We start from the raw sequence: 22,007 nt of genomic DNA, 5'->3' as shown, positions 1-22,007 counted from the left end.
ATCTATCTCGAACTCCTGACCCTATGAGGCTCTGACACCAGAATATCCCGTTGCAAGGGTCGCGAGACAATTCGGCCCAACAAACAAACCACAAAGGGAGGACACAGATGACTTTCCATGAGCGATATGTCGTCGGCTGCGCCGCGGTGGCGGTGGCTGCCCTGGTTACTGTCTCGCCGACGCGCGCCCAAGTGCCGACGCAGCCTCAAGAGGCGGCCCTGAATGCCGAGGCGGCCCAGAACAACTGGCTAACCTATCACGGCACCTATAAGTCCTACCATTACAGCGGCCTCGACCAGATCAATACCGGCAACGTCAAGAATCTCGAAGTCGCGTGGATGCATTTTCCGGAGCGCGCCACGCGCGGCGTTCAGTCGACGCCGCTCGCGATCGACGGCGTGCTCTACTATTCGGGCTCCTATAGCCGCATCTACGCGCTTGACGGCGCGACCGGCAAGACAATCTGGGCCTACGCGCCGGAGCTCGACGAGGACCTGGTCTCCAAGCAGACCCACTCGCCCTACAACCGCGGCATCGCCATCGGACACGGCAATCTCTACGTCGGCACGGTCGATGGGCGCCTGATCGCGCTCAATCTGAAGGACGGCAAGCCGGTTTGGGATACGAAGCTCCTGGATTCCAAGAAGGTCACCGTCGGCTTCACCGGCGCGCCGCTGGTGGTGAAGGACATGGTAATCATTGGCGCCCAGGGCGGCGAATGGCCCGGTCGCGGACCGATCTTCGCTGTGGACGGCAAGACCGGACAGAAGAAATGGGAGTTCTTCACGGTCGCCGGCACCGAAGAGGCCAAGGCAACCTGGGGCGGTGACTCCTGGCGGACCGGCGGCGGCGGTGGCTGGATGCCCGGAACCTATGACCCGGAAACCAATACGGTGTGGTGGGGCACCGCCAACCCGGCGCCGCTCTACGACTGGGCGGGCGCGGACTGGAAAAAGAGCGGGCCGCGGCCGGGCGACAATCTTTATACGACATCGGTCATCGCGCTCGATCCCGATACCGGCAAGCTCAAATTCTATCATCAGGAGCTGCCGCACGATGCCTGGGACTTCGACTCCTCAGTGGGCGAGTTCGTCATGATTGAACGTGGCGGCAAGAAGCTCGTGGTGCACGCCAACAAGAGCGGCTACGTCTTCGTCTATGATCGTTCCAACGCCAAGGTCGAGAACGTCTGGCCGCTGGTAAAGAACATCAACTTCGTCAAGAGCATTGATCCGAAGACCGGCGCGCTGATCGGTCGCCGCGACCTCTCGGAAGGCAAGGTGGACCCGCCATTGTGCCCGGCCATCGCCGGCGGCATAAGCTGGAACTCCGGCGCCTACAGCCCCAAGAACGGGCTCTTCTACCGGATCGGGCAGGAGTGGTGCATGGAGCTGACCGTCGAGAAGACCACGCCGGTCCTGGAACCGATGGCCCAGCTCAACCTGGGAGCCACGTTCAAGTTTGTGCCGCCTCCGGACGGACCGGCCCGTGGTCATCTGAGCGCCCGCGATCCGGTCACCGGCGAGAAGAAGTGGGAGGTCAACTACAAGTACCCGCCGCTCGCCAGCGTTCTCGCCACTGCGGGAAATCTGGTATTCGTGCCGGACGCCGAAGGCGTCGTGCACGCCTACAATGCGGACACTGGCGAAGAGCTCTGGTCACGTAACAACGGCATCGGGCATAATGGCGGCATCATCAGCTACGTGGCCGGTGGCAAGCAGTACATCGCCGTACCGGCAGGCTGGGGCAGTCTGGTGGGCGACGAATTTGTCGCGCTCTTTGGCGAGCCCTTCAAGAGCATGTCGAAGAACACCGGTGCCCTGGTGGTCTACGCACTCAGACAATGACGATGGCGTGGGCGGCAGGGATTGAGCTCTCCCCTGCCGCCCTGCCGCCTAGTGCGTTGCCGCTCTTGCGGTCGATACATTGCCGCGCTGCGGTGAATACGGATGCTTGAATGCGGATACCGTTTGTAACTGTTGCTTGCCTGGCCATCATCTGGCCATGGCTGTCGACCGCCGCGTTTGCTCAGCAGTCAAACCCGGAGGAATCCGCCAGTCCTAAGGCGCAAGCCGAAGCTTCACCGAACGACCTCGATGGCCGGAAAATGTTCACAAGCAATTGCGGCTTTTGTCACCAGGATGGCGGCCGCCATGCTGGCCGGGGTCCGAAGCTGTCGAAGTCAGAGCGCAGCGACGAATTCATCGTCGAGCGTATTAAGAAGGGCAAGACCGGCGCTATGCCCGCGTATGGTGAGGTATTCAATGATGCCCAGATTGGCGCGCTTCTGGCCTACATTCGAGGGCTAGATGACTAGGGCCGCTTCTGCGGCGCGGAAACTGCGATATCGCCTCGCCCGATACGCGGCGAGCCTCTCGCTGCTGATGCTCTGGAATGTGACGGCGAATGCCCGCTCGCTGGAAGCCGTCATCGAGCGCGGCGCCTTGACGCTCTGCGCCAGCCCCAATGCGCTGCCGTTTGCAAGCAAGTCCGGACCGGTCCCGGGATTTCAGGTCGAACTCGGTGAGAAGATTGCCGAGCAACTCGGTGTCAAGCTGACGAAGGAATGGGTGGTCAGTGCGATCCAGTATCGCCGCGCCGATTGCGATCTCGTGCTCGATGTCATCGCCCGCAAGGATACGTCGCCCGCCGGCGGTGTACGGGTTTCGCGTCCCTATCATCGCAGCGGCGTCGTGCTCGCGGTGCGTAGCGATTCGCCGGCGTCGTCGCTGGCCAGTCTCGGTTCCGATCAGCGCGTCGGGGTACAGGTCGGCTCGCTGGTCTCCATGACACTCGCCAAGGCCGGCGCCGCCACCTCCCCGTTCGTCTTCGAGGACGACATGGTTGCAGCGTTGGCCAATCGCGAGATCGAGGCGGCCGCCGTCACACCGATGACGGTCGGCTGGTTCAACCTGCAGCATGCCAACAAGCCGTTGCGCCTGATTCCAGCGTTCGACAACGATTCTGATTTGAACTGGAATATTGCGGCGGGGTTGCTCCGCCCCGACGACAAGCTGCAACAGCGTGTCGATGCGGCGATCGAGGCGCTGCTGGCCGATGGCAGCATCGCGCGGATCTATGCTCGCTATGGCATCGAGCTGCGGCCTCCGCAGTGAGGCTATCGGTGTATTGTTATGGGACGTGCGCACCACGCACATGGCCGTGCTTGCGTGTTCCGCACCGAGATGACGCGTTTCACGGTAAACTGAGACCCGCCACAGGGCCTTTGTGCTAGTCTGGCGAAGGCAGGTTCTGCGTGTGTGCGGTCCAGAAGCATGCCAAGGGAACCAAAATGGCAGTGCATCTTTGCCGAGCGTGGTTGGCTGATTGCGCTGGCCGTCGCGGTGGGAATGTTGCTCGGCTTGGCCGGCCCCACCTCTGCACAGTTCTTTAATTTCGGCGGATATCAGCAGGGGCCACAACCGCAACGCGGCGGCGGCTGGTTTGGTAATGAACGCGGTGGCGGCTGGTATGGTAACGACACGTTTGCGCCGTACCAGGAGCACGCGCCGCAGCCCCGTTGGAACGGGCGGCAAGCGCCTCCGGCGCCGCGCGAGGATTTTTCAAAGGCGCCGCCGCCCGAGAAACGCAACACTGTATCGGAGCGCCACATACTCGTGCTCGGTGACGCCATGGCAGACTGGCTCGCCTATGGGCTCGAGAACGTCTATGCCGAGCAGCCTGAGGTGGGTGTGATCCGCAAACACAAGACAGTCTCCGGCCTGATCAAATATCAGCCGAGGGGCGATCCAGCAGATTGGGCCGCCGCCGCCAAAGGTATTCTTGCCGCCGAAAAAGCGGATGCCATTGTCGTCTTGCTCGGGCTTCATGATCGCACCGCAATCCGCGAGCCGGCGGTCGACAAATCCGACAATAAGGCTGGGAACAAGAAGGACGCCAAGGCGAAACCTGATGGCAAGGCTTCGAGCGCAAAGCCCGAGGCGAAGCCCGATGGCGCAGCCAAGGTGCCGGATCCCGAATTGCCGCCGGACGATGCCGCCGAAAACAGTGGCGCGCGGGCGGTGATTGAACCGGAGAGGAGCGCGCATTCGCCGAACGACATCCATGAGTTTCGCGAGAAGCGCTGGGTCGAACTCTACATGCAAAAGATCGAGGAGATGATCGGCGTACTCAAGTCCAAGGGTGTGCCAGTGCTGTGGGTGGGTCTGCCGGTGGTACGCGGCCCCAAGTCGACCGCCGACACGGCGTTTCTGAATACGCTCTATCGCGATGCGGCCGGCAAGGCCGGCATCACCTATGTCGATGTCTGGGACGGATTTGTCGATGAAACCGGCCGCTTCTTGCAGCACGGCCCCGATTTCGAGGGGCAGACCCGCCGGCTGCGCTCCTCCGATGGCGTGTACTTCACCAAGGCCGGCGCGCTGAAGCTCGCGCATTATGCCGAGCGCGAAATCAACCGCCTGTTGGCCGCGCGTTCCGCGCCGATTGTGCTGCCCACTGAGCCGGCTACGCCCGACGCCAGTGCGCGGCCGGATCAGCCGGCGCCGCGTCCACTTGCCGGGCCGATCGTTCCCTTGGCGCCCTCCTCTGTCGGCACGAATCAGTTGCTCGGCGATCCGGGGGCGCGGCCTGTGACGATGGATCCGCAAGCGGCGCGCGTCTTGATCACAGGGGAGCCTTTGTCGGCGCCAGCCGGTCGAGCCGACGATTTTGCCTGGCCGCGACGCGAAATCGGACGCGAAGGGGCCAAGGGTGAGACGCCAGTGGCATCAACATCGCTCGATGCCAACGCACGGGCGCCGGCGGCATCGCTAAAGCCGAAAAAGCAACGCCGCTAGAGTTAGACCAACAATCGCTTTTGCGGTTTCCAGAAAATTCCGAAAAGCCCGTTTGAGTGCATAGATGTGGCTCGATGACAACACCGGCATGAAATCGCGTTGCTGATGCCGTAATCGCCCTCGTCCGACTTGTATCTGCCCTCATTGGATTGCGACCCTTGCGTGTCGAATTCGGTGGGTGGGGTACGATATGTTTTCCATCGGCTGTGCCAGGACTTCGTTCGTCGACATCAACGCAAGCCTCATTCGCACTAGCGCGCCTTCGGGTTCGGTCTCTGGGCGAGCATGAAGCGCCGCGCGTTCATTGATGTTCTCGGCGGTATCGCTTCGCGATCTTGGCGCCGCGGCCGCATCATCATTGCCGCAATGGCCGCAATGATGCTTCTGCCGATCGAGGTCAGCGACGCGGGCTGGCTGTCGGACGTCTTCAAAGGCTCGTCAAAACAGGCCAAATCGCCAAAACAAAGCAAGCCGTCAAAGCACGTCACGTCGCGCAAACCAGCCACTTTGGCGAAGCGAGCCGCCTCGCCAAAGCGCCGCACCGTGAGGCTTGCGGCACTGGGGCCGGTTGCCCTGCCCTCTGCAGCTTTCAAACCGGCCACACCCCTGTGCGATCCCTCCAAGTTCCGGATTGTTCTGGATGTGGGGCACACTGTCGAATCGGAAGGCGCGATCAGCGCCCGCAACGTCTCTGAGTTTGTCTTCAATCTGCGCCTTGCGAAGCGGATCGAGGAGAAGTTGAAGGCCGAGGGCTTTACTGAGACCAGGTTGCTCGTGACCGAGGGCAAGGCGAGGCACAGCCTCTTCAAACGCGTCGCCGCCGCCAACAATCTTCCTGCGGATCTCTTGCTGTCGATCCACCATGACTCCGTGCCCAACAAATTCCTCGAGGACTGGGAGTTCGAGGGAAAGAAAAGCCATTTCAGCGACCGCTTCAGCGGATATTCCGTCTTCGTCTCCCGCAGCAACCCGGACTTCAAGACGAGTTTGGTCTTCGCCGAACTGATCGCCAAGGAAATGAAGGCTCAGGGCCTCGACTATGCCAAGCAATATTCCCAGCCCATCATGGGCCGGTACCAGCGCGAGCTACTGAACAAGGAGACCGGCGTCTATCGCTACGATGAGCTCATCGTGCTGAGAAAAACCCGGATGGCTGCCGTCCTGCTGGAAGCGGGCTCGATTATCAACCGGGACGAAGAGCTCAGAATGAGTTCGCCTGAGCGGCGGGACATCATCAGCAGCGGTGTCACGGCGGCGGTGAAGGCATTTTGCGAGCCCCGATGGGCCATCCTCGGTCCGCTCTGATGGCGCGGTAGCGTCGCATCTGAACCCCGCCTGCCGGCTTCAACCCTTTGACTGCTTCTTGACTTCGTCGAATGTGGAAAGCGCCCGTTCAAATTTTTCGTTGAACAGCCACATCGCATCGAGAATTTCGCGGTAGGTCGCGGATGTTTTGGCCCGGTCAGCTCGTCCAAACGTGAAAACACTGTTGTTTCGCAGATAGGCCATGATCTTCGGGTCGGAAATTCTGTAGTCGAGCAGGTTGCGCGAGCCGAGCGCAGACCTGGTCGGGCTCGGGATAATCTGGATCAGTTCAAACAGCTTCATTTGATCGATCGGATCCGGCAGCGTTTTCACGATCGCCGGTACTTGCGGGAAAATATCCGCGTGTGCGTTCATGAGGCCATCCCGCACGGCGGTCCAGTGGTTATACCGATGATCCAGATTGCCGGCCCGTGCCTCTTCCCTGTCGTCGCGGGCGTTCAGTGCGGGATCAAAGGCTGCGATCGACTTCTTTATCGCGGCCCATTTCTTCCGTCCAAGTTGATCTTCGGGCACGCCTGTTTGCAAGCTGCCCTTGTATTTGTTCGAGCGCGCATTCCCGATGTTCTGGTTGCCATTTGTCTCGGCAAAGAACAGGCCCACGCTGATACGGCCTGCTGCTTCGGCATTGGCCGCATCAAGGCCCTTGGCTCGCGCAATGGCCGTGCCCAGATCGACAACGTCCTTGAAGGGAGTATCCGAGTTTTGCGCGTTGGCGGGCGGCGCTTGCATCAGGTCAAAAAGTCTCCTGTACTCGTCGAGCAGCGGCTCATTGTCGGCGCTAAAATACGCCGGAGGGATTCCGTATTTATTGGGCCCGCCTATATTGGACGGAAGAGCGTCGGTGAGATCCTTGTACGTGCTGATCATGTTGTTGCGTGCAAGGTAGAGTGCCTGTCCTGGCAAGTTCGGTAGTCGCTGGTTCGAATTGATCTGCGCGCGCCGCTGGCCCAGGATCGACTCAAAGTTGCTCCGTGCATTATTGTATGTATTGAGCGCATCCGACTGTTTTTTGGTGAGTGCAGCCGGGTCGCCCATTGCAGGCGACATGAAGCTGAGATTGCCGATCGCGGCCGCCACAAGCGGGGTGACCATGCTGACGATAGCATTGGTGGCAACGGAACCCGGCGCCGTGAAGAAGATTCCGAGAGCAAGAGCTGCCGTGGGCGCAGCAGTATGGCTTTTTATCCCCATGGCCTAAGCGAGCCAGCGCTTGCGTCGCTTGTAGTGCTTCACATCGCGGAATGATTTGCGCTTATCCCCGGCGATGCCAAGATAGAATTCCTTGACATCCTCATTTGCGGCGAGCGCCGGCGCCTCGCCGTCCATCACCACGCGCCCATTTTCGAGGATGTATCCGTGCCTGGCGTATTTGAGCGCCATATTGGTGTTCTGCTCGGCGAGCAGGAATGTAACATTCTCCCTGACATTGAGATCCTTGACGATCTCGAAGATCTCTTCGACGATCTGCGGAGCAAGGCCCATCGATGGCTCGTCGAGCAGGATCATCTTCGGGCGCGACATCAGCGCACGGCCGATTGCGCACATCTGCTGCTCGCCACCCGACGTATAGCCCGCGGTGGAACCGCGTCGCTCCCCGAGACGGGGAAAATAGGCATAGACCCGTTCTAGATCCTCCGCGATCGCGGCCTTGCCGTCCACGCGCGTGAATGCGCCGGTCAGGAGATTTTCTTCGACGGTAAGGTGAGCGAAGCAGCGCCGCCCCTCCATCACCTGAATGCAGCCGCGCCGCACTAGATCGTTTGGCGACAACGACTGCACTTCGACACCGTCAAATAGGATTGAGCCCTTGGTGACCTCGCCGCGCTCTGAATGCAGCAGATTGGAAACCGCCTTCAGAGTCGTTGTCTTGCCCGCACCATTGGCGCCGAGAAGCGCGACGATTCCGCCCCGCGGCACATCCAGCGATACGCCCTTCAACACCAGGATGACGTGATCGTACACGACCTCGATGTTGTTGACCGACAGGAACGGCGCCGCCGCTTCTGTCGTTGTGGCGGCCTTGGGAATTGACACGCTGCTCCCTCCGAACTGTTACAGCTTCCGGAATACCCGGAAGGAAGCGAACGCTCCTTCCGGATCTCCGAGATATTTTCAGCTCTCTTTCGAGCAGTCGCGAGGCTGAATCTTCTTGTCCGCGGCATACTTCGCGGAAACTTCGTCAACGAGCGGTTCGGTCTCGGTTTGGTTGGCCGTGTACCAGTCGGAGATGATCTTCCAGCCCTTGCCGTCCCACTGTTGTACGCGCCCGTCCCGCGCGCCTTCGTGATCGGAGCAAGAAATCTTGATCGGCTTCAACATGCCCTCGAAACCGAGCTCCTTGAGACGCGCTTCCGAGAGATTGAGGTTCTCAAGACCCCAACGGACCTGCTCGCCCGTCAGCGGCTTCTTGCCGAACTTTTCCTGCGCCTTGCGGATCGCTTCCACCCCGAGCATGGCGTTCACCATGCCGCGGTTGTAGAGAACCTCGCCGATCTTGCCAGGCTCCGACGCGCCCATGCCCTTTGCATAGACGTACTTCTCGATGTCGGCATGCACGGGGAATTTGCCCGCGCCATGCTGAAGCATCAGCGCCTTGTAGCCGACGGCTTGATCGCCTGCGGGCTGCACATCCGGCTCTGCGCCCGACCACCAAACACCGATCATTTTGTCGCGCGGATAGGCAACGGCCGCCGCTTCCTTGACTGCCGTCCCGTTCATGACGCCCCAGCCCCAGACCAAGACATAGTCCGGCCGGTTCTGGCGGATTGACAGCCATTGCGACTTCTGTTCGACACCGGGATGCGTGACCGGAATCGGCGTGAACTCAAAGCCGTACTTCTTGGCCAGCACCTGCAGCATCGGGATCGGCTCCTTGCCGTATGGGCTGTCGTGATAGAGCAGCGAAATCTTCTTGCCCTTCAGCTTGTCGAAGCCGCCCACCTCCTTGGCGACGTGCTGGATCGCGATATCGGCCGCGGACCAGTACGTGCCGAGCAGCGGGAAATTGTAGGCGAACACGGCGCCGTTCTTGGAATCGGCGCGGCCATAGCCCATGGTGATAATCGGGATCTTGTCAGTCGTGGTCTTCTCGGTGAGGGCGAATGTGATGCCGGTCGACAGCGGATTGAAGAAGGCCGCGCCGGTAGGGCCCTTCCCCTTGAGGCGCTCGTAACATTCAACGCCTTTGTCGGTGGCGTAGCCGGTTTCGCATTCCTCGACCAAGAGCTTGACGCCGTTGATGCCGCCGTCGCGCTCGTTGACAAGGTTGTAGTAGTCGGCCACGCCGTTTGCGTACGGCACGCCATTCACGGCGTACGCGCCCGTTCGGTAGGATAGTATCGGGATGAACTGCTCGCTCTGAGCTGCAGCAGGAGAGGCAAACGCCCCGCCTGAAAGTATGGCTGCAGCAAGTAATAGTTTGTTGCGTACCATATAACTCTCCTCCTCGTTCAGCCCGTTTTTTCTGTACCGGGTCTTGTTTTCGCGGGCTTGCTTGCCTCCTATTGCCAACGACCGCCGCTCCGCATTGCGATCTTCGGCTTGCTTCGCACTACCCGCCCCTTCAGTAGGGAAACGGCCACAGTCTGAGCTTCTCCTTGCCAATCGATATGAGCCGGGCAAATCCATGTGGCTCCTTGATGAGAAGATAGCAGATCAACGATCCAAAGATGATGAATTCCAGATGAGTAATCGTCTCTGTCGACAGCGGCACACCGAGCTGGGTTGGAAGCAGGTTCAGCATGATGGGCAGGATCAGGATAAAGGCCGCACCGATGAATGACCCCATGATCGATCCCAATCCGCCGATGATCACCATGAACAGAAGCTGCAGCGAACGCTCGATCGAGAAGGCGAGCGGCTCCCACGAGCCCAGATAGACGAACGCCCAAAGTGCGCCCGCCACGCCGATGATAAATGAAGAGACCGCGAAAGCTGTAAGCTTCGCGTAGAGTGGCCGGATACCGATGAGCTCCGCAGCTATGTCCATGTCGCGGATTGCCATCCATTGTCTGCCGAGATTGCCGCGAACGAGATTCTTCGCCAGAAACGCGAACACCGTTACGAAGATCAGGCACAGCATATAGCGCTCGATAGGCGTGCCTACGTTCAGACCGAAGAAATCCAGCGTCGGTGCACTGACCGACCCCGACGGCGCATAATTGGTGAACCACGGCACCCGCAGGAACACCCAGTCAAAGAAGAACTGCGCTGCGAGTGTTGCGACCGCCAGATAGAGGCCCTTGATCCGCAGACTTGGAATACCGAAGAGGATGCCGACAACCGCCGCCGCCAGCCCGCCGAGCAAAATAGATAGCAGTACGGGCAACGGCGGGATCGAAATCGCAAAGCCAAGCCAGGCAAGCGGAATATGAACGCCGGTCCCCAACTTGTAGGCCGAGTAGGCGCCGATGGCCATGAACGCGCCGCTGCCCAGGGAGATCTGGCCGCAATAGCCGACAAGGATGTTTACGCCGATAGCGGCAAGCGCGAGGATCAGGAACGGCAGCAGAATGGCGCGAAGCAGATAGTCGCTGCCGAACGGCCAAATGTCGAAGTCGGCCAGCAGCGGCACGCCAATGAAGGCGATACCAAGCAAGATCGCGAGCGCCATACGGTCCTGGCGGATCGGGAAGATCGCCATATCCTCCGCGTAGGTCGTCTTGAATTGGCCTGCCTCGCGATAAAGCACAACTAAGTCCTCATCTCAGATGCGCTCGATGATCCGCTCGCCGAACAGCCCCTGCGGCCGCACGAGCAGCACCGCCAACGCCAGCACATAGGCGAACCAATATTCGATACCGCCGCCAATATGCGACCCCAGGAACACCTCGGCGAGCTTCTCGCCCGCACCTACAATAAGCCCGCCGACGATCGCTCCCGGGACCGAGGTAAGGCCTCCAATGATCAGAACCGGCAGGGCCTTCAGCGCGAGAAACGTGATCGAGAACTGCACGCCCAGCTTGGTACCCCACACGGTCGCCGCAACGAGCGCAACCAGACCGGCAACAAGCCAGACCACAAACCAGATCCAGCCGATTGGAATCCCGACCGACTGCGCGGCCATGTGATCGTCGGCAACCGCCCTGAGTGCGCGACCAGTCTTGGTTTGCTGGAAGAAGATCGCGAGACCCGCGACCAGAATGCCGGCGATAAGGCCGCCCCAAACATCAAGCTGGTTGACCAGAATCCCACCCGGAAAGTGACTTTCAAACAGGAGCCAGATGTCGGTTGGGAACAGCCGCAACGGGTAAACATCGGAACCGAAGATCATCTGCGCCGCACCCTCGAGGACGAATGTCACGCCAATGGTGGACATGAACAGCGTAAGAGCGTTCTGATTGACAAGAGGTCCAATCACGAACCGCTCGATCAGCCAGGCCGTTATCGCCATGATCACGGCGGCAAAGCCGATGCCGAGGACGATCGCAATCCAGATCGGGAAGCCGTTGGCCACGAGGAGATCGAGTGAACGAACCAGCGCCAGCCCGGCGAGCAACACCATTGCGCCTTGCGCAAAATTAAACACGCCGGATGCCTTGAAGATCAACACGAAGCCGAGCGCGACCAGCGAATACAAGACGCCAGACATCAATCCGCCGATCAGCACCTCGAGAAATTGCCCCAATGCGATCACACCATGCTCCCTAGTGCGCGATGCCGAGATAGGCGTCGATGACGCCCTGATTCTTCTTGACCTCATCCGGCGTTCCGTCGGCGATCTTCACGCCATGATCGAGCACCACCACGCGATGGGAGAGATCCATCACCACAGCCATGTCATGCTCGATCAGCGCGATGGTCGTGCCGTAATAATCGTTCACGTCGAGGATGAACCGCGACATATCCTTCTTCTCTTCGAGGTTCATGCCTGCCATCGGTTCGTCAAGCAGAAGGAGATCGGGCTCCATCGCAAGGGCGCGGCCGAGTTCGACGCGTTTCTGCAGGCCGTATGGCAAGCGCGCGACCGGCACCTTGCGGATCGGTTCGATCTCCAGAAAATCGATGATCTCTTCGACCCGGTGCCGATGCTCGATCTCCTCCGCCAGCGCAGGGCCGAAGCGCAGCATCTGCCACAGAAGGCCCCGCCGCATCTTCAATGTGCGGCCAGCCATGATATTGTCGAGCGCGCTCATTCCCTTGAACAGCGCGACGTTTTGAAAGGTGCGCGCGATGCCGCCTCGGGACGCCTCGAACGGTTGCATCTGGGCGCGGGTTCGTCCCTTGAAGGTGATGGCACCACGATTGGGATGATAGAAGCCGTTGATGACGTTGAGCATCGAAGTCTTTCCGGCGCCATTCGGTCCGATGATGGCGCGAATTTCACCTTTCCTGATGTCAAGCGAAACATCCCTCAGCGCTTTCACGCCGCCAAACGCCAGCGATACCCCCTCGACCTGAAGCAGGATTTCGCTCGCGTCCGGCATCCTCATGCGGCCCTCCCCAAGGGCTCCGTCGCGCCAATTGCCGGCATGTCGCGGATCTTGAGCCGCGCCGCAATCACGCCTTTGCGGCCGTCCTCAAAAGTGACTTCGGTGGAAATGTCGGCTTCATGCGAACCGTCGTAGAGCGCTGTAATCAATGGCCCGTAGCGCTCGGCGATGAACCCGCGGCGAACTTTCTGCGTGCGTGTCAATTCGCCATCGTCCGCGTCGAGTTCCTTGTGCAGAATGAGAAAGCGGCGAATCTGCGCGCCGGCCATCACCTTTTCCTCGGCGAGTGAGCGGTTCACTTCTTCAACGCTTTTCGTCACCAGGTCGTAGACCTGCGGATGCCCCGCCAGTTCCTGGTAGGAGCCGTAGGCAATGTTGTTACGTTCGGCCCAGCTCCCCACCGCAGTCAGGTCGATATTGAGAATGGCGCAAACGAACTCCCTGGAATCGCCGAAGGCGACCGCTTCCTTGATGCTGGGAAAGAACTTCAACTTGTTCTCAAGGTACTTCGGCGCAAATATCGTCCCGTCGGCCAGCCGGCCTACATCCTTTGCGCGATCGATGATCTTCAGATGTCCCGTCTTCTCGTCGAAGAAGCCGGCATCACCGGTCTTGACGTAACCGTCGGGCGTCAGAGCCTCCGCGGTTTTGGCCTGATCCTTGAAATATCGGACAAACATGCCGGGTGAACGGAATTGCACTTCGCCCGATTCCGCAATGCGAATGTCGACGTTCGGCGCCGCCGGCCCCACAGTATCGGAATAGATCTCCCCGTCAGGCTGACACGTAACGTAGAGGAACGCCTCAGTCTGACCGTAGAGCTGCTTCAGGTTCAATCCGATCGAGCGGTAAAACGCGAAAAGGTCCGGGCCGATAGCCTCACCTGCAGTATAGGCAACGCGCACGCGAGACAGGCCGAGAACGTTTTTGAGGGGCTCGTAGAGTATCAAGCGTCCGAGCGCATAGAGCAGCCGGCCTGACACCGGCACCGGCTTTCCGGTCAAAATCGATTCGCCATGCCGTCGCGCAATGCCGAGGAAGTAGTCGAACATACGCCGCTTGATTGGCGCAGCATCCTCCATGCGGATCATCACCCGCGTCAGCATGTTCTCGAAAACGCGCGGTGGAGCGAAATAGAAAATTGGTCCGATCTCGCGCAAATCCTGCTCGACCGTCTCACCGCTCTCGGGACACGCCATGCAGAAACCGGCGGCGAGGCCCTGCGCATAGTTGAGGTAATGGTCTCCCACCCAGGCGAGCGGCAGATAGGCAAGCGCCACGTCGTTCTCGGTCAACCTGTCGAACCTGACAGTATCCGTTACAGCGTCGATGCATCCTCGCGCCGACAGCATGACGCCCTTCGACGCGCCGGTCGTTCCCGAGGTATAGAGGATGATCGAGATGTCAGAACCTTCACCCTGACGGATGATTTCATCGATCTGCTCACCAAGCGCAGGGTTGCCCGCAAGCGCGGCCCGGCCGTCTTCGATGACATCGTGGATTGCGACCAACCGGCTGTGATCGTAGTCGCGGAGTCCACGGGGTTCATCGTAAACAATGTTGCGGAGATGCGGCACCCGGTCGGATACGGACAAAATCTTGTCGACCTGCTCCTGATCTTGCGCTGCAACAAACTTCACATCGGCATGGGCAAGGACATAGGCAAGCTCGTCAGCCACCGCATCCGAATAGACCGGGACCGGAATCGCACGCAGCGCCTGCGCTGCCATCATGGTCCAATAGAGCTTCGGCCGGTTGGAGCCGACGATGGCGATCGTGTGCCCTGGCTGCAACCCAATCCGCTGCAAACCCGCGGCATAAGCACGTACGATCCCGGCGACTTCGGTCCAGGTCCATGTCTGCCAGATGCCAAGATCCTTGTGCCGAAACGCCGGACGGTTGCCAAACTGCGCCGCGTTTCGCAGAAGCAACTTGGGGAACGTATCAAACGATCCGCCATCGGCCATGTCGGTCTCCACCCAAAAACCGGCACGTTGGTTCGCGCCTGCTTATGGTGATCTGCGCCCTTCAGGCAGCAGCCATGCGAGTTCCGCATGCTTCTCTTGAGAATACAATTGATCGAAAGTCCTACAAGCCCGGTTTGGCAGTCGCGGATGCGGCCAATTGTGTTGCCGCATGTCTCGACCCAATCACCCTATGATTGTGGGCTCAAAGCCGGACCTCCCGAGAATGTGGGCTATTGGCGCCACACGCAGATATCGCACGAAGTGTTTGTTTTCATCCGAAGCGGAAATTGAATTTGTGGATACAGATCCTGGTCAACACCGCCGCTCCTCGACCGCGCCCGCGAAGCTACTCCGCCGGCGCGGCCGTTTAACGCTTACGCAGCGCGAACGTAGCCGTAGCGCAGGTTCGAGGGCGCCTTGGCCGCCTGCGTATACTCGTTCTTGAGCGAAGCGAGGCGGTCCTCGGAATAGGCCGGCATCCTGGTGTTGTCGGCCGCTCTCAGCTTGATCTTGTAGAACCTGGTCGCGTTGCCTGCGAAGATCAGTTGCTTGGTAGCGCTATTGGCGTCGCCGAGCGGCGCAAAGCCGTATTTCTTCTGCATGTCCTCCGGGATTTCGAGCCGGCGCATCGCCTCGATCTGCCACTGCGGTGAGCCGTACCAGACGGAGTCGGTGCCCCACATCACGTGGTCTACCCCCATACCCTTGATCAACGTGCCGACCAGCGCGGCACAGAACTTGGGATGCGCCACTGCCGAATTGGCAAAGGACGTGCCGAGTTCGGCATAGACATTGTTGACGCCGAACTTCTGCGGGATTTCGGCGAGGTCCGTGGCCCACTGGATGCGGCCGGTCTGCTCGAACTCCGCCCACGCCTTGTCCGGCAGTTCGAGGAACGCCCGTAGCGCCGAGTGATAGATCACGAAGTTCATCTGCGGCCAATCCTTGGCAGCCTTTCCGATGTCCCATGCGGTTGCATATTCCCATACACCGGCGAACGACTTCTCGTAATCCGGCGGCAGCAGCCCCTTGTGGATGCACAACGTGTTGATGCCGGCCTTTACGGCTTTTTCGTAAAACGGATACATCACTTGCTCGTCGTCGAGCCGCCATGGGAACTTGGAAGGTGCCAGCGGATCGCCGATCGTGTAGGACTTCCAGGAATCCGGCTTGTAGACCTCGATCGCCTTGTCGACCTCCTCCATCCAGCCGGGCTGCTTTGGGGTGATGACGCTGTGCGCCAGCAGCCGGCGCGAGCCGGCGAAGTCGTTGATGAGTTCTCGTGCCTTGACAATCTGCTCATTGGAAAGAAGCCACCAGCTCGGATCGTCGAACGGCGCGCCGCTCAACAGCGCCATGTTGGTGTCGCTGTCGTAGTAGATCTCTTTCACATAGTTCTGGAACTTGTAGCGGGCGAGCGAGGAGACGCCCTCCTCCTTCATCTTCGGATTCCAGTGCTGGCTCGCAAAGTCCGCCAGCCCCAACAGCTCTTTGTGATCGAAGTCATCGCGCACGAAATGGGTCTGAACGTCGAAAATGAACTGGTCGGCAAGGCCTTGCGCGCGCGCCTGCATCAATTCGGGTTCTCGTGCCTCCGCAGGCGTGACTTGAAAAACATTGCCGTAAACGTCGTTCATGGCGAGGAACGCCGCCGCCATGCCGCAGCTCGTGTGCAGGAACTGCCTGCGGCTCAGGCCGAGGTGCCTGCCGTTCATGTCGGCGAGCTCGTTGATCCGGGCCTCGACCTTCTTTTGCACGGCGCTCTGCGGGGGCGGCAGATACTCGCCGTTGGAAACAATCTGCGTCGGAATCGGCGTTGCCGCCGATGCCGCCTCCGCGCCCGCGACAAGACGCTGCTCTCGCTCGCTAAGCCAGGTGCTCATTGTTCTCCTCCCTGTTTGTTGGGCCACGATGGTGCTGGTCGGTGCGCGCATCAGGCTTTGCGCGTTTGGCCACTCCCGATCAGTCAGGCGGACGAAATAGGCATACCTCCGTTCAACCATGCACGAGGCCATCACACTCGCCTCACGCGGAGGCCGAGTCTCTTCATCACGTCATTCTGTGAGGGTACAGACACACTTGAAAACTACTTGCGGTAGTGGCGCATCTTCGCCGAATTCAATGCTCAAATTTCCAATGGCGCAAGTAAAGTTATCCGGCAGTCATGCTGTCCCAAAGCGCCCCATTTGCGACTCGCAGGCTTGCCGAGTGAGCGCAAAGCGCCGTCGGCCTTACGGGGCGCTCGTTGAAAATGAAGCATCGTCCTTCGCGGACGGATGGAGGGGTCCAACCCGCGTCAATTGCCGGCCCTAGACTCGATCCCGTAGCCCTTTGACGCCTTCCCTTTCGGCGCAATGCTCGCAACAGAAGAACGTGCCGGACTTCTCCAATCCGTGCCCGACGATGCGGATGCCGCAATGATCGCAGGTCGGCGCGAGCGCATGAATGGCACACTCGAAACTATCGAAGGTATGCGCCTTGCCGTTCATGGTGACCTGAAAGGACTTGTCGTAGTCATTGCCGCAGGTTTCACATGTAGCCATGATATCCGCCCTCACTTACGACGCGGTCGCCCCTCGCATTGATTGAATTCAATATAACCGTGTTTCCAAAGGTTGGTTCCTCATCTTGAGCGCAACATCGACAATCCGGCCTCCGTTGACGCGGCACAATCGAGGAATCTCATCCGCCGGAGTTCGACAGCATCTTCTGGAGTATTGTCTCGACCGACTGCGGCGATATCCCAAGCTCGGCAAATCCAAGCATATCCGGCGATGACACGGTGTCGATTTCCATAAGCTCCACTTGATTGCGCGTGAGAAATGGAATCCGGAGCGTTTCGGAGGCCCATGCCAGTGCATGCCAAGCGACAAACGGGATTGGAAGCAGTCGAGGCGCAAGTCCGGCCTGATGCGCCACGGCTCTTAGCAACTCCTCGTAAGAGTAGATGCGAGGACCGCCGAACTCGAAGATATCAGGCGTCTCGGCGCGCTGCATGATCCGGCCAATCGCGTCCGCAACATCATCCACATAGGCCGGCTGCAATCTGGTCACGCCGCGGCCGAACATCGGATAGACGGGAAGCTGGCGGAGCAGCTTGAGGATGACGACGAGGAACGCGTCGTCCGGTCCGAACATCACCGCAGGACGGATCAAAGTTGCCTCGGGGAACGCGGCCCGCACCACCTGCTCGCCCTCGCCACGCTTTCGGATGTAGCGCGATGGAGAGGTGGCATCGGAGCCGATTCCTGAGATATGGACGAGTCTTTTGACGCCAGCTCTGTGCGCTTGAATGGCTACCCGCCGGGCGGCCTCGACGTGAACGGAATGAAAAGTCTCCGCTCCGCGCTCGACGTAAAGACTGACCGCATTCACCACGCCGTGAGCGCCGGCAAGCGCATCCGCGACCGACCGCTCGTCGTGAATGTTGGCCTCTACGGGTTGAAGTTGCGGATCATCAGCGCCAGGCAATGTGTAGCCGTGATCCGGATGCCTTGACGCGACCCGAACGGGAAATCCGCGTGAGCGCAGACGTTGAACGATGCGGCGGCCCAGAAAGCCGGTTCCGCCGAACACGGTGACGATCTGATCGTTCGTTGCCACCATGGCCCACTCGCCATTCATGTCGCAACTGCCCCATTATAACGGCTTCGAACCTTGCTGCGAGGAATAACTGCAAGTCTAGGATGAGGCCGAATCTCGCAAGGGTCTTTGCAGTCCGAGCGTGACCGCGATCCCGGCACTTACCGCGGACAAACGCGATTTCGGCTGCGAATCCTAGGGCGGACATCCCCGCGCAGGTCGTTGCCATCGCAACGGACCAAACAGCCGCTTAGGTGATTCTGCGAAGCGCCTCAGGGCGCAAGTGGTCTCAGCCCGAATTTGGATTTGGCGGTGCGCCGCACACGCCGCCGGACCATCCTTGTCGCATCATTGTTTGCCAAGTTCCGGCGTCTTGCTATGATCGAAAAAAATTAATCAAGATCGATAGGGAGAAGCGTCATGAGGACCGTGCTCCGTATTTTGGCGGCGACAGCAGCCTTGGCCGCGATGGCCATGCCAGCCGCGGCTCAAAACTATCCTGAGCGACCGATCAAGATGATCGTGCCGTGGGCGGCAGGCGGCGATACGGACAACATCTTCCGTCCATTTGCACCGCTTCTACAGAAGCACATCGGCCAGCCAATCGTGATCGCCAACGTCACGGGCGCCTCCGGCACCGTCGGGGCGCGCGAAGCCAAGGGCTCGCCGCCGGACGGCTACACGCTTTATGCGGTGCATGACTACATCCATCTTGTGCACTATGCCGGCGTCACAGACGTCAAATACAGCGACTTCGAGCCGATCTGCCTGCTCTCTGCGACGCCATCGGTCCTGACCGCGAGCCCCAAGACGCCCTGGAAGACCTGGGCCGAGCTTGCCGAGGACGCCAAGAAGCGTCCGGGCCAGATCACCGTGGGGGCTACCCTCGGATCGACCAGCCACATCTTCCCGGCGCTCATCGAAAAGGCAGCCGGCGTCAAGTTCAAGTACGTCTCCTATGAAGGCCTTGCGCCGCGCATGAATGCCATTCTCGGCGGCCATGTCGATCTGACGGATTCCAACCTGACGCAGAAGGGCAAGGTCGATGCCGGGCAGCTCAAGTTTCTTGCCATTGCTGCCGAAAAGCGCGATCCCGAAGCCCCTGACGTGCCGACGCTGAAGGAGCTCGGCATGGACATCGTCTACGCGGTTTTGCGCGGCCTGCTGGTACCAAAGGGCACGCCGGCCGCGGTGCGCGCCAAGCTGGATGAGGCCTGCGGAAAAGCCGCCAAGGAGGCGGAGTTCGCGGACGCGATGAAGAAGCAAGGCACGCGCGTCTCCTATCTCAACGCCGCCGAATACGGGCCGTTCCTCGACAAGCTCGACCGGGAGAGCAAGGTTATCATGACCGAGCTCGGTCTTGCCAAGCAATGAGACTTGGCCGCGATAGCCTTGCCGGGCTGATTTTTTTCGCGGTCAGTCTGATCCTGCTTGTGCAATCGTTTGGACTTCCGCAACTGCCGCTGGTGCCGGTCGGTCCCGGCTTCTATCCGCGCATCGTCCTGATCTTCATGGCCGTGACCAGCGCGGCGCTGGTCGTGCAGGACCTGCTTGCGCGGCGTGCTGAGCCAGCCGACGTCCCTGCTCCTGCGCAGCCGCAACGGGCCTATGGCCTGGTCGCGCTCTCCTTCGTCATTGTCGCGCTCTACTTGGTACTTCTGCCTCTGCTCGGCTATCGCATCGCAACCGTCCTATTCGTCGCGGCGTTGCAAGCGACGCTCGAGAGGCCGACGACCTGGCAGCAATGGGCGATCCTCGCGGCAATAGCGATTGCCACGTCAGCGGTGACGTACCTGGTCTTCGAGCGCTATCTCACGGTGCTGCTTCCCCGCGGTAGCTGGACAGACTGGTAGGCCATGTTCGAGCTTTTGGGACATGGGCTGCTGACGGTGCTGCAGTGGAATTATCTCGTTCCGCTGTTCGCCGGCACGCTCATTGGCGTCGTCGGCGGTGCACTGCCGGGCGTCACCATCACGATGACGATCATCGTCATCCTGCCGTTCACCTATGGTCTCGATCCGCTGCAGGGGCTGGCCGCGATGACCGGCGTCTATGTCGGCGGCTCCGCCGGCGGCCTGGTCACCGCGTGCCTGCTGGGAATTCCGGGCACGCCCTCGGCGATCGCCACGACCTTCGACGGCTTTCCGATGGCGCGGGGTGGCGCGCCGGGCCGGGCGATCTGGCTCGGTGTGTGGTCATCGTTCTTCGGCGGGCTGATCGGCGGCCTGTTCCTGATCCTGGTGACTGGTCCGCTCGCGGCCATCGCACTTCAGTTCGGACCGTGGGAGTATTTCTCGCTGTTCGTGCTGGCCATGGCAATGGTGGCGGGCCTGGCCGAGTCCTCGTTCATCAAGGGCCTGCTGTCGACCGCCATCGGCCTCCTGATCACCGTCATCGGCACGGACCCGATCGGCAGCGTGCCGCGCTTCACCTTCGGGTCCGAGTTCATCAGCGGCGGCTTCCCGTTCCTGCCGGTGCTGATCGGGATCTTTGCGTTCGCGCAGATCATGTCCGACATCGAGAAGCCAGCAGTTCCAAAGACGCCCGAGGCCGTTCTGGCCACGCAGCCGAGTCTTGGAGTTTCCCTTGGGGTTTCCCACTTCAAGGTGATCGGCGAAATCCTCGGCCGTCCGTTCCTGCTCCTGTGGTCGACGGTCGTCGGCATCCTGATCGGCGTATTGCCTGCGATCGGCGGCAGCGCCGCCAATATGCTGGCCTACGACCAGGCGAAGAAGTTCTCGCGCCACCCCGAGCGTTTCGGCACAGGCGTCCCCGAGGGCATCATCGCCTCTGAGTCGTCCAACAATGCCAATGTCGGCGGCTCGCTGGTGACCATCATGGCGTTCGGCATCCCGGGCGACGCCGTGACCGCCGTCATGCTGGGCGCCATGACGATCCATGGCATCCAGTCGGGGCCGCTGTTCGTCTCCCAGCAACCCGCCCTCGCCTACGGTATCTACGCCGCATACATTTTGGCCCACCTGCTGATGGTGCTGATCCTGGCCGCGGGCGCGCTGTTCATGCTTCAGATCACCCGGGTCAGGCTCGCGGTGCTTGCGCCCGTCGTGCTGGTGCTTTGCGTGATCGGTGCTTACGCGCTCAACAACACCATGCAGAGCGTGTATGTCCTGCTTATCTTTGGTGTGTTCGGCTATGCGCTGGTGAAAGGCGGATTTCCGCTGGCTCCGCTGATCCTCGGCCTCATCCTCGGCGACCAAATCGAGATCAACCTTATTCGGGCGATCATGACGGACGACAACCCGCTGCTGTTCTTCACACGGCCGATTTCCGGCGCGCTACTGTTCTGTGCGGCGCTCTCGGTCGCCCTGGCTGTGTGGCAGCACATGCGTCATCGGGCGCGAACCGCGCGTGAGGAAGCGCCCGACTTCTGACGCCGGGTTCGACTTTGCGATACGCGGGTGATCGAGAGCTCTACGTCCGATCACGGCCTTTCGCCGACATGCCGCCCATTCCGCTTGATGTTTGCATTTGAGGGTAGACCGGACGCACCGTTCAAGCAGACCGATTTGCGCTATTGACCCAAATGTATGGTCCGGCCGTGCGGTGCAAGAAGATTTCGATGATCCGGCAGATGCGGTCTTGCATCAATGTATCCGGCCTCTGCTTGGAGCGCAGTGCTCCGGGCCATCATGGATATCAGCGCGCATGTGATCTGGTTAGCGGACAGGCCTCAACCGGGCCATTTGGGTCACCAGCCCGGACGGTCACTTCAAATTCCCCCACCTGTGGTCGCGCAAACTCCCCCACTTGTGGAGCAGGACAAGAGGCTTTTAGGTTGACTGGGTTTTGCGTGCAAGGGCTTCGGCGGCTTCCTTGAGGCGGTAGCTGCGGCCGTCGAACTCAAGCAGATGACAATGGTGCATGAGGCGGTCAAGGATCGT

At 60.3% G+C, this 22,007-nt stretch carries 19 protein-coding genes; 8 read left to right on the top strand and 11 right to left on the bottom strand.

Translation table 11 applies throughout. From position 1 onward, the window contains the following. Positions 1–107: 107 nt before the first annotated feature. From KJQ96_RS06645 to KJQ96_RS06625, 5 genes are all read left to right on the top strand, one after another. Positions 108–1,847: a PQQ-dependent dehydrogenase, methanol/ethanol family gene (locus tag KJQ96_RS06645; RefSeq protein WP_213285892.1), complete on the top strand. Its 1,740-nt coding sequence runs from the start codon at positions 108–110 to the stop codon at positions 1,845–1,847. Between the two features lie 110 nt (positions 1,848–1,957). Beyond that, the gene (locus tag KJQ96_RS06640; protein WP_213285891.1) at positions 1,958–2,317 is read left to right on the top strand and encodes a cytochrome c; all 360 of its coding nucleotides are present in this window, start codon (positions 1,958–1,960) and stop codon (positions 2,315–2,317) included. Next, a complete protein-coding gene (locus KJQ96_RS06635) occupies positions 2,310–3,116 on the top strand; it encodes an ABC transporter substrate-binding protein (protein WP_213285890.1) in 807 nt (268 codons plus the stop codon). The genes KJQ96_RS06640 and KJQ96_RS06635 overlap by 8 nt, the downstream gene beginning before the upstream one ends. 159 nt (positions 3,117–3,275) lie before the next feature. Then, positions 3,276–4,799: a DUF459 domain-containing protein gene (locus KJQ96_RS06630; RefSeq protein WP_213285889.1), complete on the top strand. Its 1,524-nt coding sequence runs from the start codon at positions 3,276–3,278 to the stop codon at positions 4,797–4,799. A gap of 285 nt (positions 4,800–5,084) precedes the next feature. Further along, positions 5,085–6,104, top strand: coding sequence for an N-acetylmuramoyl-L-alanine amidase (locus KJQ96_RS06625; RefSeq protein ID WP_249733820.1), 1,020 nt, complete (start codon positions 5,085–5,087; stop codon positions 6,102–6,104). Positions 6,105–6,143: 39 nt separating this feature from the next. On the opposite strand, the gene KJQ96_RS06620 is transcribed toward KJQ96_RS06625, so the two are convergent. The 10 genes from KJQ96_RS06620 to KJQ96_RS06575 form a co-directional block, all read right to left on the bottom strand. Continuing rightward, a complete protein-coding gene (locus KJQ96_RS06620; RefSeq protein WP_375293150.1) occupies positions 6,144–7,172 on the bottom strand; it encodes a hypothetical protein in 1,029 nt (342 codons plus the stop codon). A 147-nt stretch (positions 7,173–7,319) separates the two neighbouring features. Beyond that, a complete protein-coding gene (locus KJQ96_RS06615; protein ID WP_213285887.1) occupies positions 7,320–8,159 on the bottom strand; it encodes an ABC transporter ATP-binding protein in 840 nt (279 codons plus the stop codon). A 78-nt stretch (positions 8,160–8,237) separates the two neighbouring features. Next, complete coding sequence (locus tag KJQ96_RS06610; protein ID WP_213285886.1) at positions 8,238–9,557, bottom strand: ABC transporter substrate-binding protein; 1,320 nt, start codon at positions 9,555–9,557, stop codon at positions 8,238–8,240. Between the two features lie 130 nt (positions 9,558–9,687). Beyond that, a complete protein-coding gene (locus tag KJQ96_RS06605) occupies positions 9,688–10,815 on the bottom strand; it encodes a branched-chain amino acid ABC transporter permease (protein ID WP_213285885.1) in 1,128 nt (375 codons plus the stop codon). Positions 10,816–10,830: 15 nt separating this feature from the next. After that, positions 10,831–11,760 carry a branched-chain amino acid ABC transporter permease gene (locus KJQ96_RS06600; RefSeq protein WP_309142377.1) on the bottom strand — a complete coding sequence of 310 codons (930 nt, stop codon included), beginning with the start codon at positions 11,758–11,760 and terminating at the stop codon, positions 10,831–10,833. A 10-nt stretch (positions 11,761–11,770) separates the two neighbouring features. Further along, positions 11,771–12,556 carry an ABC transporter ATP-binding protein gene (locus tag KJQ96_RS06595; RefSeq protein WP_213285883.1) on the bottom strand — a complete coding sequence of 262 codons (786 nt, stop codon included), beginning with the start codon at positions 12,554–12,556 and terminating at the stop codon, positions 11,771–11,773. After that, positions 12,553–14,523: an AMP-binding protein gene (locus KJQ96_RS06590; protein ID WP_213285882.1), complete on the bottom strand. Its 1,971-nt coding sequence runs from the start codon at positions 14,521–14,523 to the stop codon at positions 12,553–12,555. The genes KJQ96_RS06595 and KJQ96_RS06590 overlap by 4 nt, the downstream gene beginning before the upstream one ends. Positions 14,524–14,897: 374 nt before the next feature. Beyond that, entirely contained in the window at positions 14,898–16,406 is a 1,509-nt protein-coding gene (locus tag KJQ96_RS06585; protein WP_213285881.1) for an amidohydrolase family protein, read from the bottom strand. 426 nt (positions 16,407–16,832) lie between these two features. Then, complete coding sequence (locus tag KJQ96_RS06580; protein ID WP_057842388.1) at positions 16,833–17,066, bottom strand: hypothetical protein; 234 nt, start codon at positions 17,064–17,066, stop codon at positions 16,833–16,835. A gap of 139 nt (positions 17,067–17,205) precedes the next feature. Further along, positions 17,206–18,129 carry a complex I NDUFA9 subunit family protein gene (locus KJQ96_RS06575; protein ID WP_213285880.1) on the bottom strand — a complete coding sequence of 308 codons (924 nt, stop codon included), beginning with the start codon at positions 18,127–18,129 and terminating at the stop codon, positions 17,206–17,208. Between the two features lie 396 nt (positions 18,130–18,525). On the opposite strand from KJQ96_RS06575, the gene KJQ96_RS06570 reads away from it, so the two are divergent. Genes KJQ96_RS06570 through KJQ96_RS06560 form a run of 3 tightly spaced genes read left to right on the top strand, consistent with a single transcriptional unit; the run spans position 18,526 to position 21,497 of the window. After that, positions 18,526–19,479, top strand: a complete 954-nt coding sequence (locus KJQ96_RS06570) for a tripartite tricarboxylate transporter substrate binding protein (RefSeq protein WP_213285879.1) — start codon at positions 18,526–18,528, stop codon at positions 19,477–19,479. Further along, positions 19,476–19,958, top strand: a complete 483-nt coding sequence (locus tag KJQ96_RS06565) for a tripartite tricarboxylate transporter TctB family protein (RefSeq protein ID WP_213285878.1) — start codon at positions 19,476–19,478, stop codon at positions 19,956–19,958. The genes KJQ96_RS06570 and KJQ96_RS06565 overlap by 4 nt, the downstream gene beginning before the upstream one ends. 3 nt (positions 19,959–19,961) lie before the next feature. After that, the gene (locus tag KJQ96_RS06560; protein ID WP_213285877.1) at positions 19,962–21,497 is read left to right on the top strand and encodes a tripartite tricarboxylate transporter permease; all 1,536 of its coding nucleotides are present in this window, start codon (positions 19,962–19,964) and stop codon (positions 21,495–21,497) included. A gap of 399 nt (positions 21,498–21,896) precedes the next feature. Here KJQ96_RS06560 and KJQ96_RS06555 read toward each other — a convergent pair. After that, on the bottom strand, positions 21,897–22,007 hold a 111-nt coding region (locus tag KJQ96_RS06555), incomplete at its 5' end, for an ATP-binding protein (protein WP_249733845.1).

It is taken from the genome of Bradyrhizobium sp. sGM-13 (genome assembly GCF_018398875.1).
GTDB lineage: Bacteria > Pseudomonadota > Alphaproteobacteria > Rhizobiales > Xanthobacteraceae > Bradyrhizobium.
Note: the sequence above shows the minus strand (reverse complement) of the source record. Positions and strands in the feature narration are given on the sequence as shown.